The organism is Pseudomonas fluorescens NCIMB 11764 (assembly GCF_000293885.2).
In the GTDB taxonomy this organism is placed as follows: Bacteria; Pseudomonadota; Gammaproteobacteria; order Pseudomonadales; family Pseudomonadaceae; genus Aquipseudomonas; species Aquipseudomonas fluorescens_B.
The window spans coordinates 1611385-1627224 of the sequence record NZ_CP010945.1 but is presented as its reverse complement, the minus strand read 5'-3'; the positions used below and the strand labels follow the sequence as shown (position 1 = coordinate 1627224).

The 15840-nt window shown below is 60.4% G+C and carries 10 protein-coding genes; 1 reads left to right on the top strand and 9 read right to left on the bottom strand.

Features of this window, described 5'->3' with window-relative positions:
* Positions 1 to 6 precede the first annotated feature (6 nt).
* From gltB to B723_RS07455, 9 genes are all read right to left on the bottom strand, one after another.
* Complete coding sequence (gene gltB / locus B723_RS07495; RefSeq protein WP_017336128.1) at positions 7 to 4452, bottom strand: glutamate synthase large subunit; 4446 nt, start codon at positions 4450 to 4452, stop codon at positions 7 to 9.
* A 350-nt stretch (positions 4453 to 4802) separates the two neighbouring features.
* Positions 4803 to 6401, bottom strand: a complete 1599-nt coding sequence (locus B723_RS07490) for an AAA family ATPase (protein ID WP_017336127.1) — start codon at positions 6399 to 6401, stop codon at positions 4803 to 4805.
* Between the two features lie 10 nt (positions 6402 to 6411).
* Positions 6412 to 7512, bottom strand: coding sequence for a 3-dehydroquinate synthase (aroB, locus tag B723_RS07485; RefSeq protein WP_017336126.1), 1101 nt, complete (start codon positions 7510 to 7512; stop codon positions 6412 to 6414).
* A 151-nt stretch (positions 7513 to 7663) separates the two neighbouring features.
* Positions 7664 to 8182 carry a shikimate kinase AroK gene (aroK, locus tag B723_RS07480; RefSeq protein WP_017336125.1) on the bottom strand — a complete coding sequence of 173 codons (519 nt, stop codon included), beginning with the start codon at positions 8180 to 8182 and terminating at the stop codon, positions 7664 to 7666.
* A gap of 4 nt (positions 8183 to 8186) precedes the next feature.
* The gene (pilQ, locus tag B723_RS07475) at positions 8187 to 10280 is read right to left on the bottom strand and encodes a type IV pilus secretin PilQ (protein ID WP_017336124.1); all 2094 of its coding nucleotides are present in this window, start codon (positions 10278 to 10280) and stop codon (positions 8187 to 8189) included.
* 13 nt (positions 10281 to 10293) lie between these two features.
* Positions 10294 to 10821, bottom strand: a complete 528-nt coding sequence (locus tag B723_RS07470; RefSeq protein ID WP_017336123.1) for a pilus assembly protein PilP — start codon at positions 10819 to 10821, stop codon at positions 10294 to 10296.
* Positions 10818 to 11441 (bottom strand): type 4a pilus biogenesis protein PilO, encoded by a 624-nt coding sequence (gene pilO, locus B723_RS07465; protein WP_017336122.1) that lies wholly within the window; start codon positions 11439 to 11441, stop codon positions 10818 to 10820. The genes B723_RS07470 and pilO overlap by 4 nt, the downstream gene beginning before the upstream one ends.
* Complete coding sequence (locus tag B723_RS07460) at positions 11438 to 12004, bottom strand: PilN domain-containing protein (protein ID WP_017336121.1); 567 nt, start codon at positions 12002 to 12004, stop codon at positions 11438 to 11440. The genes pilO and B723_RS07460 overlap by 4 nt, the downstream gene beginning before the upstream one ends.
* Positions 12004 to 13068 carry a pilus assembly protein PilM gene (locus B723_RS07455; RefSeq protein WP_017336120.1) on the bottom strand — a complete coding sequence of 355 codons (1065 nt, stop codon included), beginning with the start codon at positions 13066 to 13068 and terminating at the stop codon, positions 12004 to 12006. Before B723_RS07455 ends, B723_RS07460 begins: the two co-directional genes overlap by 1 nt.
* Before the next feature lie 217 nt (positions 13069 to 13285).
* On the opposite strand from B723_RS07455, the gene B723_RS07450 reads away from it, so the two are divergent.
* Positions 13286 to 15724, top strand: a complete 2439-nt coding sequence (locus B723_RS07450; protein ID WP_031318294.1) for a penicillin-binding protein 1A — start codon at positions 13286 to 13288, stop codon at positions 15722 to 15724.
* The last annotated feature ends 116 nt before the right edge of the window (positions 15725 to 15840 follow it).

Here is a 15840-nt window from a genome sequence, read left to right as displayed (position 1 = left end):
CGCATATCACTGCGGGTTGGCACGGGTGCTGGAAAGCAACGTTTTCAAGCTGGCAGCCTTCGGCTTGACCAACCAGAAACGGCGCAGGTAGTCATCGAGGTTTTCCGCGAGTTCACGACCCCACTCGCTGTCGGTTTCCTCGACGTACTCGTTCAGCACGCGTTGCAGGTGGCTGCGGTAGGCTTCCATCGCTTCGCCGCTGATCCGCTGGATTTCCACCAGTTCGTGGTTGACCCGGTCAACGAAGGTGTTGTCCTGGTCGAGCACGTAGGCGAAACCGCCGGTCATGCCTGAGCCGAAGTTGTAACCGGTCTTGCCCAAAACGCAGACGAAACCACCGGTCATGTACTCGCAGCAGTGATCGCCGGTGCCTTCCACCACGGTGTGAGCACCGGAGTTACGCACTGCGAAACGCTCGCCTGCGGTGCCGGCCGCGAACAATTTACCGCCGGTCGCGCCGTACAGGCAGGTGTTGCCGATGATCGCACTGTCCTGAGTCTTGTAGGCGCTGCCCTTCGGCGGAACGATGACCAGCTTGCCGCCGGTCATGCCTTTGCCGACGTAGTCGTTGGCGTCGCCTTCCAGGTACATGTTCAAGCCGCCGGCGTTCCACACACCGAAGCTCTGACCGGCCGTCCCTTTGAAGCGGAAGGTGATCGGCGCGTTCGCCATGCCCTGGTTGCCGTGCTTGCGCGCAATTTCGCCGGAGATCCGCGCGCCGATGGAGCGGTCGCAGTTGCAGATATCCAGGGCGAAATCGGCACCGCTCATGTCGTTGATGGCCGAAGTGGCCATGTCGACCATTTTCTCGGCCAGCAAGCCTTTGTCGAACGGTGGGTTGCGGTCGACCTGGCAGAACTGAGGCTTGTCTGCCGGGATGTGATCGCTGCCCAGCAATGGCGTCAGGTCCAGGTGTTGCTGCTTGGCGGTCTGGCCTTCGAGGATTTCCAGCAGATCGGTACGGCCGATCAGCTCTTCGAGGGAGCGCACGCCCAGTTTGGCCAGCCACTCACGGGTTTCTTCGGCGACGTAGGTGAAGAAGTTCACCACCATGTCGACGGTGCCGATGTAGTGATCCTTGCGCAGCTTCTCGTTCTGAGTCGCGACGCCGGTGGCGCAGTTGTTCAGGTGGCAGATACGCAGGTACTTGCAGCCCAGCGCGATCATTGGCGCGGTGCCGAAGCCGAAGCTTTCAGCGCCGAGGATCGCGGCCTTGATCACGTCGAGGCCGGTTTTCAGGCCGCCGTCGGTCTGCACCCGCACTTTGCCGCGCAAGTCGTTACCGCGCAGGGTCTGGTGGGTTTCGGCCAGGCCGAGTTCCCACGGAGCGCCCGCGTATTTGATCGAGGTCAGCGGCGATGCGCCAGTGCCGCCGTCGTAACCGGAGATGGTGATCAAGTCCGCATAGGCCTTGGCCACACCGGCAGCGATGGTGCCAACACCGGCTTCTGCCACCAGCTTCACCGAAACCAGGGCCTTCGGGTTGACTTGTTTCAGGTCGAAGATCAGCTGCGACAAGTCTTCGATCGAATAGATGTCGTGGTGCGGCGGTGGCGAAATCAGGGTCACGCCCGGCACTGCGTAACGCAGCTTGGCGATCAGGCCGTTGACCTTGCCGCCTGGCAGTTGACCGCCTTCGCCGGGCTTGGCGCCCTGGGCGACCTTGATCTGCAGCACTTCAGCGTTGACCAGGTATTCCGGAGTGACACCGAAACGGCCGGTCGCGACTTGCTTGATTTTCGAGCTCTTGATCGTGCCGTAGCGCGCCGGGTCTTCGCCGCCTTCACCGGAGTTGGAACGCGCACCGAGGCGGTTCATGGCTTCGGCCAGGGCTTCGTGAGCTTCCGGCGACAAAGCGCCAAGCGAGATGCCCGCGGAGTCAAAGCGCTTGAGCACCGACTCCAGCGGTTCGATCTCGCTGATGTCCAGCGGTTTGTCCAGAGTCTTGACCTTGAACAGGTCGCGGATCATCGACACCGGGCGGTTGTCCACCAGCGCCGTGTATTCCTTGAACTTGCTGTAGTCGCCTTGCTGCACAGCGGCTTGCAAGGTGTTGACCACGTCCGGGTTGTAGGCGTGATATTCGCCACCGTGGACGAACTTCAGCAGGCCGCCCTGCTGGATCGGCTTGCGCGGACTCCAGGCTTCGGCGGCCAGGGCTTTCTGCTCGGCTTCGATGTCGACGAAACGTGCGCCCTTGATACGGCTCGGAACGCCGCGGAAGCTCAGGTCGCAGACTTCTTCGGACAGGCCGATGGCTTCGAACAGCTGCGCACCCCGGTACGAAGCGATGGTGGAAATACCCATCTTCGACAGGATCTTCAGCAGGCCTTTGGTGATGCCCTTACGGTAGTTCTTGAACACCTCATAGAGGTCGCCCAGCACTTCACCGGTGCGGATCAGGTCACCCAGCACTTCGTAGGCCAGGAACGGATAGACCGCCGAAGCGCCGAAACCGATCAACACGGCAAAGTGGTGCGGATCGCGTGCGGTAGCAGTTTCCACGAGGATGTTGGAGTCGCAACGCAGGCCTTTTTCGGTCAGGCGGTGGTGCACCGCGCCGGTGGCTAGAGAGGCGTGGATCGGCAACTTGCCCGGGGCAATGTGACGGTCACTCAAGACGATCTGGGTGCGACCGGCGCGAACGGCTTCTTCAGCCTGATCCGCGACGTTACGCACAGCGGCTTCAAGGCCGACGCTTTCGTCGTAGTTGAGGTCGATGATCGCGCGCTCGAAGCCCGGACGATCGAGGTTCATCAGCGAGCGCCACTTGGCCGGAGAAATGACCGGCGAGCTGAGGATCACACGCGAAGCATGTTCCGGCGACTCCTGGAAGATGTTGCGCTCGGCACCGAGGCAGATCTCCAGCGACATGACGATGGCTTCACGCAGCGGGTCGATCGGCGGGTTGGTAACCTGCGCGAACTGCTGGCGGAAATAGTCGTACGGCGTGCGCACGCGCTGGGACAGCACGGCCATCGGCGTATCGTCGCCCATCGAGCCAACGGCCTCGTAGCCTTGCTCGCCGAGCGGGCGCAGCACTTGGTCGCGCTCTTCGAACGTGACCTGGTACATCTTCATGTACTGCTTGAGCTGGTCGACATCGTAGAAAGCCGAACCGTGATCGTTGTCTTCCATGGTCGCCTGGATGCGCAGGGCATTCTTGCGCAGCCATTGCTTGTACGGATGACGGGACTTCAGGCGGTTGTCGATGGCGTCGGTGTCGAGGATCTGACCGGTTTCGGTGTCCACGGCAAAGATCTGTCCCGGCCCCACACGGCCCTTGGCGATCACGTCTTCAGGCTGGTAGTTCCAGACACCGATTTCGGACGCCAGGGTGATGAAACCGTTTTTGGTCGTGACCCAGCGCGCCGGGCGCAGACCGTTACGGTCGAGCAGGCACACCGCGTAGCGACCGTCGGTCATGACCACGCCGGCCGGGCCGTCCCACGGTTCCATGTGCATCGAGTTGTATTCGTAGAACGCACGCAGATCCGGGTCCATGGTTTCGACGTTCTGCCACGCAGGCGGAATGATCATCCGCACGCCACGGAACAGGTCGATGCCACCGGTGACCATCAGCTCGAGCATGTTGTCCATGCTGGAGGAGTCGGAACCAACACGGTTAACCAGCGGGCCGAGTTCTTCCAGATCCATCAGATCGTTGGTGAACTTGGTGCGACGGGCCTGGGCCCAGTTGCGGTTGCCGGTAATGGTGTTGATCTCGCCGTTGTGGGCGAGGAAGCGGAACGGTTGCGCCAGCGGCCATTTCGGCAGGGTGTTGGTGGAGAAGCGCTGGTGGAACACGCAAATCGAGGTTTGCAGGCGCTGGTCGCTGAGGTCTGGATAGAAGGCGGTCAAATCCGCCGGCATCATCAGGCCTTTATAAATGATGGTCTTGTGGGAAAAGCTGCAGATGTAGTGATCGACGTCGGCGGCGTTGGCCACGGACGAGCGACGACGGGCGCTGAACAGCTTGATCGCCATGTCCTGATCGCTCAGGCCTTCACCACCGATGTAGACCTGCTCGATCTGCGGCAAGCGCTCGAGGGCCAGGCGGCCGAGGACACTGGTGTCGATCGGCACTTTGCGCCAGCCGACCAGGGTCAGGCCTTCAGCCAGGATCTCGCGGTTCATGTTCTCGCGAGCGGCTTCGGCCTTGACCGGGTCCTGGTTGAAGAAAACCATGCCCACTGCGTATTGCTTGGGCAATTCGACGCCAAAGGTTTCCTGGGCGATCGCTCGCAGGAACACATCCGGCTTTTGAATCAGCAGACCGCAACCGTCACCGGTCTTGCCGTCGGCGTTGATCCCACCGCGGTGGGTCATGCAGGTCAGGGCCTCGATGGCCGTTTGCAAAAGGGTATGACTGGGCTCGCCCTGCATGTGGGCTATCAGGCCGAAACCGCAGTTATCCTTGAATTCATCTGGTTGGTACAGACCTGCTTTCATAGACACTTTCTCACCAGGCTGCCTCTTATCAAGGCAAATTTCTTTTCAATTCAACCACTTGCATTCCACGCCGAACGTACGCCGGCTTAGCGGGGGCAAAAGGGTGGTCATTGTACACAGCGACACAGACGCTCACAAATTTGACGACGAACTGTCGCAAATCTATGTCGCATTTGTGAAAGGTTTAAAGCGATCTGCTGTGCTAGTCAAAACTTTTTTAATTCTGACCGCAACGACTCAAAGACTACTGTAACGCAGACACCACAAGGCACGCGGTCTGTAGAGACGGCGCGCACTTGCAGAAATTTTGAGGTGCTTGGAGAGGCGGCCTGGGTAAGGCCGCCGAATCTTCAGCGAGTTGTTGCCAGTTCCTGTTGGACGCTGGCGACAGTGCGAGGCCAAGGTTTACCAGCCTGAACCTTCGCTGGCAAGGCCTTGATGGCGGTAACGGCCGCATCGCGGTTGGCGAAGCTACCGTAAGTGATGACGTAAAGCGGCTTGCCGTTGAGGACTTTCTTGAAATAACGGTACTCGCCGCCCTGCTCCTTCACGAAGGATTGCGCGGCCGCTTCAGAGCTGGTGCCGAGGATCTGCACCACGTAGTTGCTCGTCGGCTGCCCGGCGTACCAGGTGCCGCCAGCGCCTTTGGCAGCAGCAGCGGCTGGCTTCTCGGCAGGCTTGGCGGTAGCGACCGCGGCTGGCTTGGCTGGCGCTGGAGCCGGCTTCACCGCAGGGGCAGTCGGGACAGGCTTGGCTGTCGCGACCTGAGTCGGCGCAGGCGTCGGCTTGGCGGCTGGCGTCGGTGCAGGACCGGCAGGAACGCCTGCAGGAGGCGCGGTGGTGGTCACGGTCGGCGGTGTATCGCTGGAGCCTTCGACCGGCACGCCATCGTCGCCTTCGGTGATACCACCGGCCGCTTCCGCGAGGGGACCGCGCATGACCGGTTGCGAATTACCGACCAGCGGCAACGGCATCGGTTGCGAGTTACCGGCGAACTCCACGGCAGGTGCGCCGCCGCTGTTAGGTTGTGGCGTGCCCTGGCCAAGCGGCAGTTGCGCCTGTTCGTTGGCAGGTGCGCCGGTGGTCGGTGCTTTGCTGCGACCCGGCATCAACCAGGCGGCGGCCACCGCGACCACGACAACGGCGGAAATCGCCAATACGTGTTTCTTCGGCATGTTGAACCCCATACTTGGACGCTTGACCGCAGAGCGGCTGGCAATCATGGCTTCGATCATTGCATCGCGGGCAACCTGATTGATGTTGCCAGGCCAGCCGTCGGAGCTTTCGTGAATATCAGAGATCTGATCCGCGGTAAAAAGTTCGATACCGCGACCTGCACCTTCTAGCCGCTGGTCCAGATACTCGCGGGTTTCTTCTTCGGTGTAAGGCTGCAGTTCGATGACGTGGAAGCGCTCTTCTTCAAGGTTCAACGCCTCGAGTTGCGCGATCAGCGAGGACTCGCCGAACAGGAACACATGCGGACGACCTTCCGGTGCACCCGCGGCCAGCTCCATCAAGGCTTCCAGTGCGGACTCGTCGAGCTGCTCGGCATCGTCCACCAGCAAATAGACTTCCTGACCCGTCAGCGCGAGCTGCACGACCTGAGACAGGATCGGGCCGATCTCTGCCTGAGCGACGTTCAACGCCTGGGCCACCTGACGCAGCACGCCAGCCGCATCGCCCGCGCCACGAGCGGAAACCACCACGCTCTGAACGGATTGTTTGTTGGTACTGGCCACCAGAGCCTGACGCAACAGGGTCTTGCCACTGCCTTGCGGGCCGGTAACCACCAGCAGCAACTGGCTGTAGCGGGCCAGGTGGTGCAGTTGCCCCAGCACCGGTTTGCGCTGGGCCGGGAAGAATTTGAAGCCAGGCACCCGTGGAGCAAAAGGGTCATGGCTTAACTGGTAATGGCCGAGGAAAGCCTCGTCGGCGTGCAAACTAGTCATCGGGATCTTATTAACCTTTAAGCTGAGCCAGGGCGCGGTAGTCCGCTCCCAGCGTGGCCTGTAGAACCTCTTTCGGATAATCGTCGGTCACCACCGCTTCGCCCATGTGGCGCAGCAGCACCAGGCGCAAACGACCGTCGATCACTTTCTTGTCAATTGCCATGTGTTCGAGAAAATCGGCTTCAGTCATCTCTTCGGGCGGAATGACCGGCAGGCCGGCACGCTGGAACAGGCGAATGCCGCGATCACGCTCCTGCTCGCTGATCCAGCCCAGGCGCGCGGACATCTCCAGGGCCATTACGGTGCCAGCAGCTACCGCCTCGCCATGTAGCCACACACCATATCCCATGTGGGTTTCGATGGCATGGCCGAAGGTGTGTCCCAGGTTCAGGGTGGCACGAACGCCGGTTTCCTTCTCGTCGGCACCGACCACCGCCGCCTTGGCCGCGCAGGAACGTTCGATCGCATACGTCAGGGCAACCTGGTCCAGGGCGCGCAGGCGATCGACGTTTTCTTCGAGCCAGGTGAGGAACGGCTCGTCGCAAATCAGCCCGTACTTGATGACTTCAGCCAGCCCGGCAGACAACTCGCGAGCCGGCAGGGTATTGAGGGAGGCGGTATCGATCAGGACCACGTTCGGCTGATAGAAGGCGCCGACCATGTTTTTGCCCAGGGGATGATTGATCCCGGTCTTGCCGCCGACCGAGGAGTCGACTTGCGACAGCAGGGTAGTCGGAACCTGGATGAAATCGACACCGCGCTGGTAGCAGGCAGCAGCAAAACCGGCCATGTCACCAATCACACCGCCGCCGAGGGCGATCACGGTGGTGCGGCGATCATGGCGTGCGGTCAGCAGACCGTCGAAAATCAGTTGCAGGGTTTCCCAGGTCTTGAAGGCTTCGCCGTCGGGCAGCACCACGGAAATCACCGAGAACTGCGCAAGGCTGCGGGTCAGACGTTCGAGATAGAGCGGCGCAACGGTTTCGTTGGAGATGATCGCCACTTGCCGCCCGCGAATATGCGGGGCCAGCAGCTCAGGCTGATCCAACAAACCTTCGCCAATATGAATCGGGTAGCTGCGCTCGCCTAGATCGACCTTGAGTGTCTGCATGTGTCCCCACAGTGAAGATGGAATCAGGCGTCCTGCCTTGAGTTATCGAATGTCCGCGGCATTTGCTGGTGTGACGCCGTTCGGCAACCTTGCGCCACAACCTTGAGCGGTCGTGGCAGGACGCCGAGGATAGCGCATTTCGCGCTGTGCTTTAACGGGGAGGCAGCTGCTGCAGGCGGTCAAGAATGTCGAGCACCACCATTCGCGGCGGTCGCTCATCGGTTTCCACCACCAGGTCGGCGATTTCCCGATACAGCGGATCGCGCAACTCCAGCAGGTCCCGAAGGGTCTTGGCCGGATCGGCAGTCCGCAACAGGGGTCGATTGCGGTCACGGGCGGTACGGCCAACCTGCTGTTCGACAGAAGCATGCAGATAAACCACCCGACCACCGGCGCGCAGTGCTCGACGGTTGGCTTCGCGCATGACCGCGCCGCCGCCGGTCGCCAGCACCACGCCATCGCAGCCGCACAGCTCGGCAATCATCGCCTGCTCGCGGTCACGAAAGCCCGGCTCGCCTTCCTTATCGAAAATCCATGGGATATTGGCGCCCGTGCGCAATTCAATTTCCTTATCGGAATCTTTGAATGGCAGGCGCAGCTCTTTGGCCAGCAACCGGCCGATGGTGCTTTTTCCAGCCCCCATCGGTCCAACAAGAATCAAATTTCGCACAGAATCAATGACTCACAGCAATCGCCTGATTGTTCATGATACGCGGAGTGAGAAATACCAGCAGCTCGGATTTTTTCTCCGAAACCACGTCACGCCGGAAAAGGCGGCCAAGATACGGCACATCACCGAGAAATGGCACCTTATCTACAACCTTGCTCTGAGTATTTGAGAAAACCCCACCGATCACGATGGTCTCGCCGTCATTGACGAGAACCTTGGCATTGACCTCGTTTTTCTTGATGGGCGGTACATCCTGCACCTTGTTCAGGTAGTCCGGTTCGTCCTTGGTGACCTTGACCTCCATGATGATCCGGTTGTCCGGGGTGATCTGCGGCGTCACTTCCAGCGACAGCGAGGCCTCCTTGAACGATACCGACGTAGCGCCGCTGGAGCTGGCTTCCTGGTACGGGATCTCGGTGCCCTTGAGGATTTTTGCGGTTTCCTTGTCGGAGGTAACCACCTTGGGTTGCGAGACGATTTCGCCGTTACCGGTTTTTTCCATCGCGGTCAGCTCAAGATCCAGCAGCACATTATCGGTGATGAAGGCGATGCCGAGCCCTGAAGTGTTGGCGGCGGTGCCCATGTCGACGAACGGTGAGTTGGTGCTGGTGCTGCCCGGCGTACCAATGGTCGACGACGCGTTGGCGCCGTTGCTGACACCGGATGTGTTCCAGTTGCCCTTGTTCTGCACCGAACCACCCCAACGCACACCGAGGCTCTTGTCGTAGTCGACGTTCGCTTCGACGATCCGAGCCTCGATCATCACCTGACGCACCGGGATATCCAGTTGCGCGACAATACGGCGCAGCTCGTCGAGACGGTCCTGGGTCTGGTAGGCGATGATGTTATTGGTTCGTTCATCGACGGTGATCGAACCCCGCTCGTCGACTTTCGCTTCGGCACTGGTCACTGACTGGAACAGCTTGGCGATATCGGCCGCCTTGGCGTAATTGACTTGCAGCAGCTCGCGACGCAAAGGCGCCAGTTCGGCGATCTGCTTCTGCGACTCCAGTTCCTGGCGTTCGCGGGCGGCAATCTCATCGGCCGGCGCCACCAGCAACACGTTACCGATCTTTCGTTTGTCCAGGCCCTTGGTTTTCAGCACCAGGTCCAGCGCCTGATCCCACGGCACGTTCTGCAAGCGCAAGGTAATGCCGCCCTGCACCGTGTCGCTGGCCACCAGATTGAGGTTGGTGAAATCGGCGATCAGTTGCAGCACCGAGCGCACGTCAATGTCCTGGAAGTTCAGCGAGAGCTTTTCACCGGTGTAGGCAAAACGCTCGGCGTTGCGCTTCTGCAAGTCGTCTACGGTCATCGGGCGGACGCTGACGGTCAGCTTGTTGTCGGTCTGATAGGTCGAGTAATCGAACGCGCCGCTGGGCTCAATGCTGATGGTCGCCCGGTCTCCCGTAGCGCTGGCGTTGACGAACTGCACAGGCGTGGCGAAATCCTTGACGTCCAGACGGACCCGCAACGGTTCCGGCAATTGGGTCCTGGCGAAACCGACGACAATCCTGCCATCGCGCTCCTGAATGTCCGGGGCGATGGACGGATCCGAGAGATCGATGACCACATTGCCTTCACCCTGGGTGCCGCGCTGGAAATCCACGCCGCGGATCGCCTTGCTCACCGGCGCATAGGCCTTGGCCGGCGCGGGAGTTGCCGTGGCGACGCGTGGCGGCTTGGATGCGGTTGCAGGTGCAGGTGCTGCGTTACTGGTTCCGCGCCCGACCACCACAAACAGATTATTGCCTTCGACACGAGCGGTGTACGGGGTCAATTGAGTCAGGTTGATGATCAGCCGCGTGCGGTCCTTGGCTTCCACCACCGTGGCACTGCGGGCATTGCCACCGCCCAGGTCGCGAGTCTTGCTCGTTAGCTGGCTGACCACACCAGGCAGGTCCAGCGCGATCCGCGCAGGCTGCTCCGTCGTGTAACCGTGGGGCGCTGGGGGCGCGCCATCGAATGACAGCTTCAACTCGACGCGGTCTCCCGGCAGCGCAGCGACATCCAGCGCTTTGAGGTTGGCCGCTTGTACCATCGGCGAAAGCAACGCTATCCATAGCGAAACTCCGAAGGTTGCGAAAATCCTGTTCATTATTCGAGTTCCACTATGAGTGCTCTTTCAAAGGGATGGTCCGCGGCCGTTCCAGCCAGGCGCCTTCGCCGTCAGGAACGATTTCGACCACATCGACTTGCGAGCCGCTGATGGCAACGATCCGGCCATCGTTACGTCCCAGGTAATCGCCGACCTTCAACCGATGCACACCGCCTGCCCCGCGCAACAGCGCAAAGGAGCCAGCCGCATTGGAGATCGTGCCGACCATTTCAAACTGCTCGATGTTGAAACCTTCGAGGTACTGCTTGACCCGGTTGGGATCAGGCTTGACGTTGCGTGAGCCGTGTTTCTGGCCAGCCAGGTCGACCTTGACCTGCCGGGAAAAGGGACTGCGCAGGTTAGCGGCGTTGTAGGTGAACGTTGGGTAAGACCGGAATGTCGGCGTTGGTTCAATCCTGCCCGGTGCACGCAGGCGCATTTCGTTCATGTACGCGTCCAGGTCGCGGAAGTCAGTGTCGCCGCCACAACCGGCCAGAACGACCAGTATTCCGATCATCGGGATAAAACGCATCGGGGTCATTTCTGCAGCCCCTTGTCGTTATACCGGTAAGTCTTGGCAAGGATGCTCATGCGCAATTTCGTCCCGCCCTCGGGGTTGGCCGGTGCGAGATCGAAGTCATGCAGGGTGACGATGCGCGGCAACCCGGCCACGCCACTGACGAACGTGGCGAGGTCGTGATACGCGCCGGTGACGGTGATCTGGATCGGCAGCTCGATGTAGAACGGCTGGGTGACCTCCGGCAGCAGCTTGATTTCTTCGAACTCCAGGCCACTGCCCAGACCGGTTCGAGTGATGTCCTCCAGCAGACCGGGCACTTCGGTGTCGCTGGGCAATTGCCGCAAGAGCACACCAAAGGAATTCTCCATTTCCTTCATCTGCTGGATGTATAACTCCAGATTCGCCGCCATGTGCGCCTTGGAGGCAAACTGCTCTTTGAGCGTCGACTCTTCCTCACGCTTGAGTTCCAGCTGGCTCTCAAGGTCGCTGATGGAAAAGCTGTAGCCCAGCGCCAGCACCAGAACCATCAGCAGCGCACCCGCCAGCGTCTTGATGGCAGGCGGCCAGGAACCCAGGTTGTTGGTGTCCAGATCGTTGATGTCAATCTTGCGCAAGCCTTCAATCCATTCGGCCAGCCTCATTGAACAGCCTCCGTAGCGGCTGGCTGGGTCTGGCGCACGGTCAACTGGAAGACGTTGGCCTGATCCAGCTGGCCGGCGGTGGTCGCCTTGACTTCCGTCAGGTTCGGCGCGTCGAACCAGTCCGATGCATCCAGGTTGCGCATAAGGTCTGACACACGGTTATTGGAATCTGCCGCGCCGGTAATGGACAGGGTCTTGCCTTCCATTTTCACCTCGGTGAAATACACCCCGTCCGGCAACGTACGCGCCAACTGATCGAAGATCCGCCCGCTGATCGGACGATTGCCTTGCAGGTCCTGGATGATGCGCATGCGCTCGACGAGCTGCTGGCGACGGGCCTTCAGATCACTGATCTGCTTGATCCGCTCGTCGACCACCGTAATCTGTTTACCGATGTAATCGTTTCGGGCGACTTGTCGATCGATGGCGCCATTGATGGCCTGGTCCGCAATCAGTAACGCTGCCACTGAGCCCACCAGCACACCCACCAGCGCCAGCAAGAAGCGTTTGCGCCGCTGTTCCCGCAGTTCTTCGCGCCAGGGTAAAAGGTTGATCCGCGCCATCAGTCGAAACTCCTGAGGGCCAGCCCGCAAGCGATCATCAGCGCCGGCGCATCGCTGGCCAGGGCGCCAGCGTTGACCTTGCTGCTCAGGGTCATGTTCGAGAAGGGATTGGCCACCTGCGTCGGCGTGCTCAAACGCTGCTCGATCAACCGGTCCAGCCCCGGCACCGATGCGGTACCACCGGCCAACAGGATGTGATCCACAGCGTTGTACTGCCCGGAGGCGAAGAAAAACTGCAACGATCGCGACACCTGCTGCACCAGCGCATCACGAAATGGCTGCAGCACCTCGCTGACGTAGTCGTCCGGCAAACCGCCCTGCTTCTTTGCCAACCCTGCTTGCTCGAGGGTCAGGCCATAACGTCGCTGGATTTCTTCCGTCAGTTGACGACCACCGAACAATTGTTCGCGGGTGTAGATGATGCGTCCGTTGTACAGGACGCTGAGCGTGGTCATGGTCGCACCGATGTCGACCACGGCAACCGTCAGACGGTCCTGAGCGGCTGCCAGCTGTCCGGCCAGCAAACCGAAGGATCGCTCCAGCGCATAGGCCTCGACATCGACCACGCGAGCGGTCAGGCCGGCCAGTGCGAGCGCCGCCTCACGGACTTCGACGTTTTCCTTGCGACAGGCAGCCAGCAACACATTGACCCGTTCGGGGTTGCGCGCCGATGCACCCTGGACTTCGAAGTCGATGGCCACTTCGTCCAGCGGATAAGGGATGTATTGATCAGCCTCGATTTTCAGCTGGTTTTCCAACTCGTCGTCGGAAAGACCGGCATCCATTTCGATGGTCTTGGTGATCACCGCCGAGCCGGCAACGGCCACTGCGACGTTCCTGAGACTGGTTCTGGCCTTGAGCAGCACGCGCGTGAGTGCCTGACCCACGCCTTCGAGCTCGGCGATATTTTTCTCGACCACCGCGCTGGCAGGCAACGGCTCTACCGCATAGGCTTCGACCCGGTAGCGGTCGCCCTGGCGGCTTAACTCCAGAAGCTTCACCGACGTAGAGCTGATGTCGATCCCCAAAAGCGTATTGGCCTTTTTATTGAAGAGTCCTAGCACTACCAATTCCCTATGACTATCCGTGAGTTACGGACTCTGTAATGTCCATTGCGTTCCATCCACCCGTCTTGACAGCAGCGCAAATGACGCTCTCGACGGAAAAATGCTTATAATGCCCAGCGATTTTTTCCGCTTTTTACGTCAAGCGCGGGTCGTTCTCCTTTTTTACCTGAACCCTGATGCCTCATTCATTCTTTGCCCTGGATATCCCAAAGCCTTGATTCGTCTGCTGAAGTTTTTCGGTTGGTCCATCGTCGCCGTTTTCTGCGGACTGCTTCTTGGTCTGACCGGCGCTTTTCTTTACCTTAGCCCCGGATTGCCGTCTGTGGAGGCGCTGAGAAGCATTCAGTTGCAGATTCCTCTAAGGGTATACAGCAGCGATAACAAGTTGATCGCAGAATTTGGCGAAATGCGCCGCACTCCGATCCGTTTCGCCGATATTCCTCCCAATTTCATAAATGCGTTACTAAGTGCTGAAGACGACAATTTCGCCAACCATTATGGCGTCGATCCCAGCAGCCTGATGCGCGCCGCCACCCAATTGGTCAAAAGCGGCCACATTCAGTCCGGCGGCAGCACCATCACCATGCAGGTGGCGAAGAACTTCTTCCTGACCAGCGAACGCAGCTTTTCGCGCAAGACCACTGAAATCCTCCTGGCGCTGCAGATCGAACGGCAGCTGACCAAGGACGAGATCCTTGAGCTGTACGTCAACAAGATCTACCTCGGCAACCGCGCCTACGGCATCGAGGCGGCGGCGCAAGTGTATTACGGCAAGTCGATTCGTGACGTCAGCCTGGCGCAGATGGCGATGATCGCCGGTTTGCCAAAAGCCCCGTCGCGCTTCAACCCGCTGGCCAACCCGGCGCGCAGCAAGGAGCGTCGCGACTGGATCCTGGGGCGCATGTACAAGCTCGGAAAAATCACCGAAGCCGATTACACCGCTGCGATCAACGAGCCGCTGAACGCCAGTTATCACGTGCCTACCCCGGAAGTGAACGCGCCCTACATCGCTGAAATGGCTCGTGCCGAAATGGTCGGCCGCTATGGCAGCGATGCCTACACCGAAGGTTTCCGCGTCACGACCACCGTGCCGAGAAACCTGCAGGAAATGGCCAACACCGCGCTTCACGAAGGCTTGATGACTTACGATCAGCGCCATGGTTATCGCGGTCCCGAGTCACGCCTGCCGGGCAAGACGCGTGAAGCCTGGGCCGCCGAACTGACCAAGCAACGCACGATCAGCAGCCTTGAACCCGCCATCGTCACTCAGGTCGACAAGACCGGCCTGCAGGTGATGACCCGTACCGGCGACGAGCATGTTGGCTGGGACAGCATGAAATGGGCGCGGCCGTTCCTGAACACCAACAGCATGGGTGCCAACCCGAAGCAGCCGTCGGATGTTGCCCAGGTCGGCGACTTGATTCGCGTGCAACGCCAGCCGGACAATTCGCTGAAGTTCAGCCAGATCCCGCAAGCACAAGGCGCGCTGGTTTCTCTTGATCCGCAGAACGGCGCCATTCGCTCGCTGGTCGGCGGCTTCGCCTTCGAGCAGAGCAATTACAACCGCGCCCTGCAGGCCAAGCGTCAGCCGGGCTCGAGCTTCAAACCGTTCGTCTACAGCGCCGCACTGGATAACGGCTACACCGCCGCCAGCCTGGTGAACGACGCACCGATCGTGTTCGTCGACGAATACCTGGACAAGGTCTGGCGCCCGAAGAACGACACCAACACTTTCCTCGGCCCTATCCGCCTGCGCGAAGGGCTCTACAAGTCGCGCAACCTGGTGTCGATCCGTCTGTTGCAGGCCCTGGGCATTGATCGCACCATCGACTACATCAGCAAGTTCGGCTTCAACAAGCAGGACCTGCCGCGCAATCTGTCGCTGGCCCTGGGCACCGCGACCCTGACGCCAATGGAAATCGCCACCGGCTGGAGCACGTTTGCCAACGGCGGCTACAAGATCAGCCCGTACATCATCGACAAGATCGAAAGCCGTAATGGCGACACGCTGTTCGTCGCCAACCCGCCGAGCGTGCCGAAAGGTGGTGTCGCAACGGATGGCATTGCCGCCCCCGCGGCCGAGGCCTTTACGGTCAACGCGACGCCGGGTGAGGCTCCGGGCCAACCCGCGCCTCAGGCACCCGCCGTGGCTGAACGCATTGTCGATGGCCGTACCACTTACATCCTCAACAGCATGCTCGAGGACGTGATTAAGCTCGGCACTGGCCGCCGCGCACTGGCCATGGGTCGCCCCGATATCGCAGGCAAGACCGGTACCACCAACGAATCCAAGGACGCGTGGTTCTCGGGCTACAACGCTGATTACGTGACCACCGTCTGGACCGGTTTCGACCAGCCGGAAAGCCTGGGCAAGCGCGAGTTCGGCGGCACTGTGGCGCTGCCGATCTGGATGAATTACATGGCAGCCGCGCTCAAGGACAAGCCGCCGCATACGCAGCCAGAGCCGGAAGGCATTCTGAGCCTGCGGGTTGATCCGGTCAGTGGTCGCGCAGCCACCCCAGGCACGCCAGGCGCGTACTTCGAGCTGTTCAAGGCCGAAGATACGCCGCCCTCGGTGAATGAGCTGGGTAACGGCAACGCGCCGGGAAGCCCACTGCCAGCGGATGAAGCGGCGCCTATCGATTTGTTCTGATCGCGCGGCACAATGCAAAAGCCCCGCCTTCGATGGAAGTGCGGGGCTTTTTATCGCCTGTCGTTTCTACGCTGTATGACGCGGCCTCTTCGCGGGCGATACAAAGGCCCAGATGC

Bases quoted from the DNA above. Each gene is read 5' to 3' on its own strand.
- gltB (WP_017336128.1), bottom strand. From the start codon at position 4,452: ATGAAAGCAGGTCTGTACCAACCAGATGAATTCAAGGATAACTGCGGT.
- B723_RS07490 (WP_017336127.1), bottom strand. From the start codon at position 6,401: ATGACTAGTTTGCACGCCGACGAGGCTTTCCTCGGCCATTACCAGTTA.
- aroB (WP_017336126.1), bottom strand. From the start codon at position 7,512: ATGCAGACACTCAAGGTCGATCTAGGCGAGCGCAGCTACCCGATTCAT.
- pilQ (WP_017336124.1), bottom strand. From the start codon at position 10,280: ATGAACAGGATTTTCGCAACCTTCGGAGTTTCGCTATGGATAGCGTTG.
- B723_RS07470 (WP_017336123.1), bottom strand. From the start codon at position 10,821: ATGACCCCGATGCGTTTTATCCCGATGATCGGAATACTGGTCGTTCTG.
- pilO (WP_017336122.1), bottom strand. From the start codon at position 11,441: ATGAGGCTGGCCGAATGGATTGAAGGCTTGCGCAAGATTGACATCAAC.
- B723_RS07460 (WP_017336121.1), bottom strand. From the start codon at position 12,004: ATGGCGCGGATCAACCTTTTACCCTGGCGCGAAGAACTGCGGGAACAG.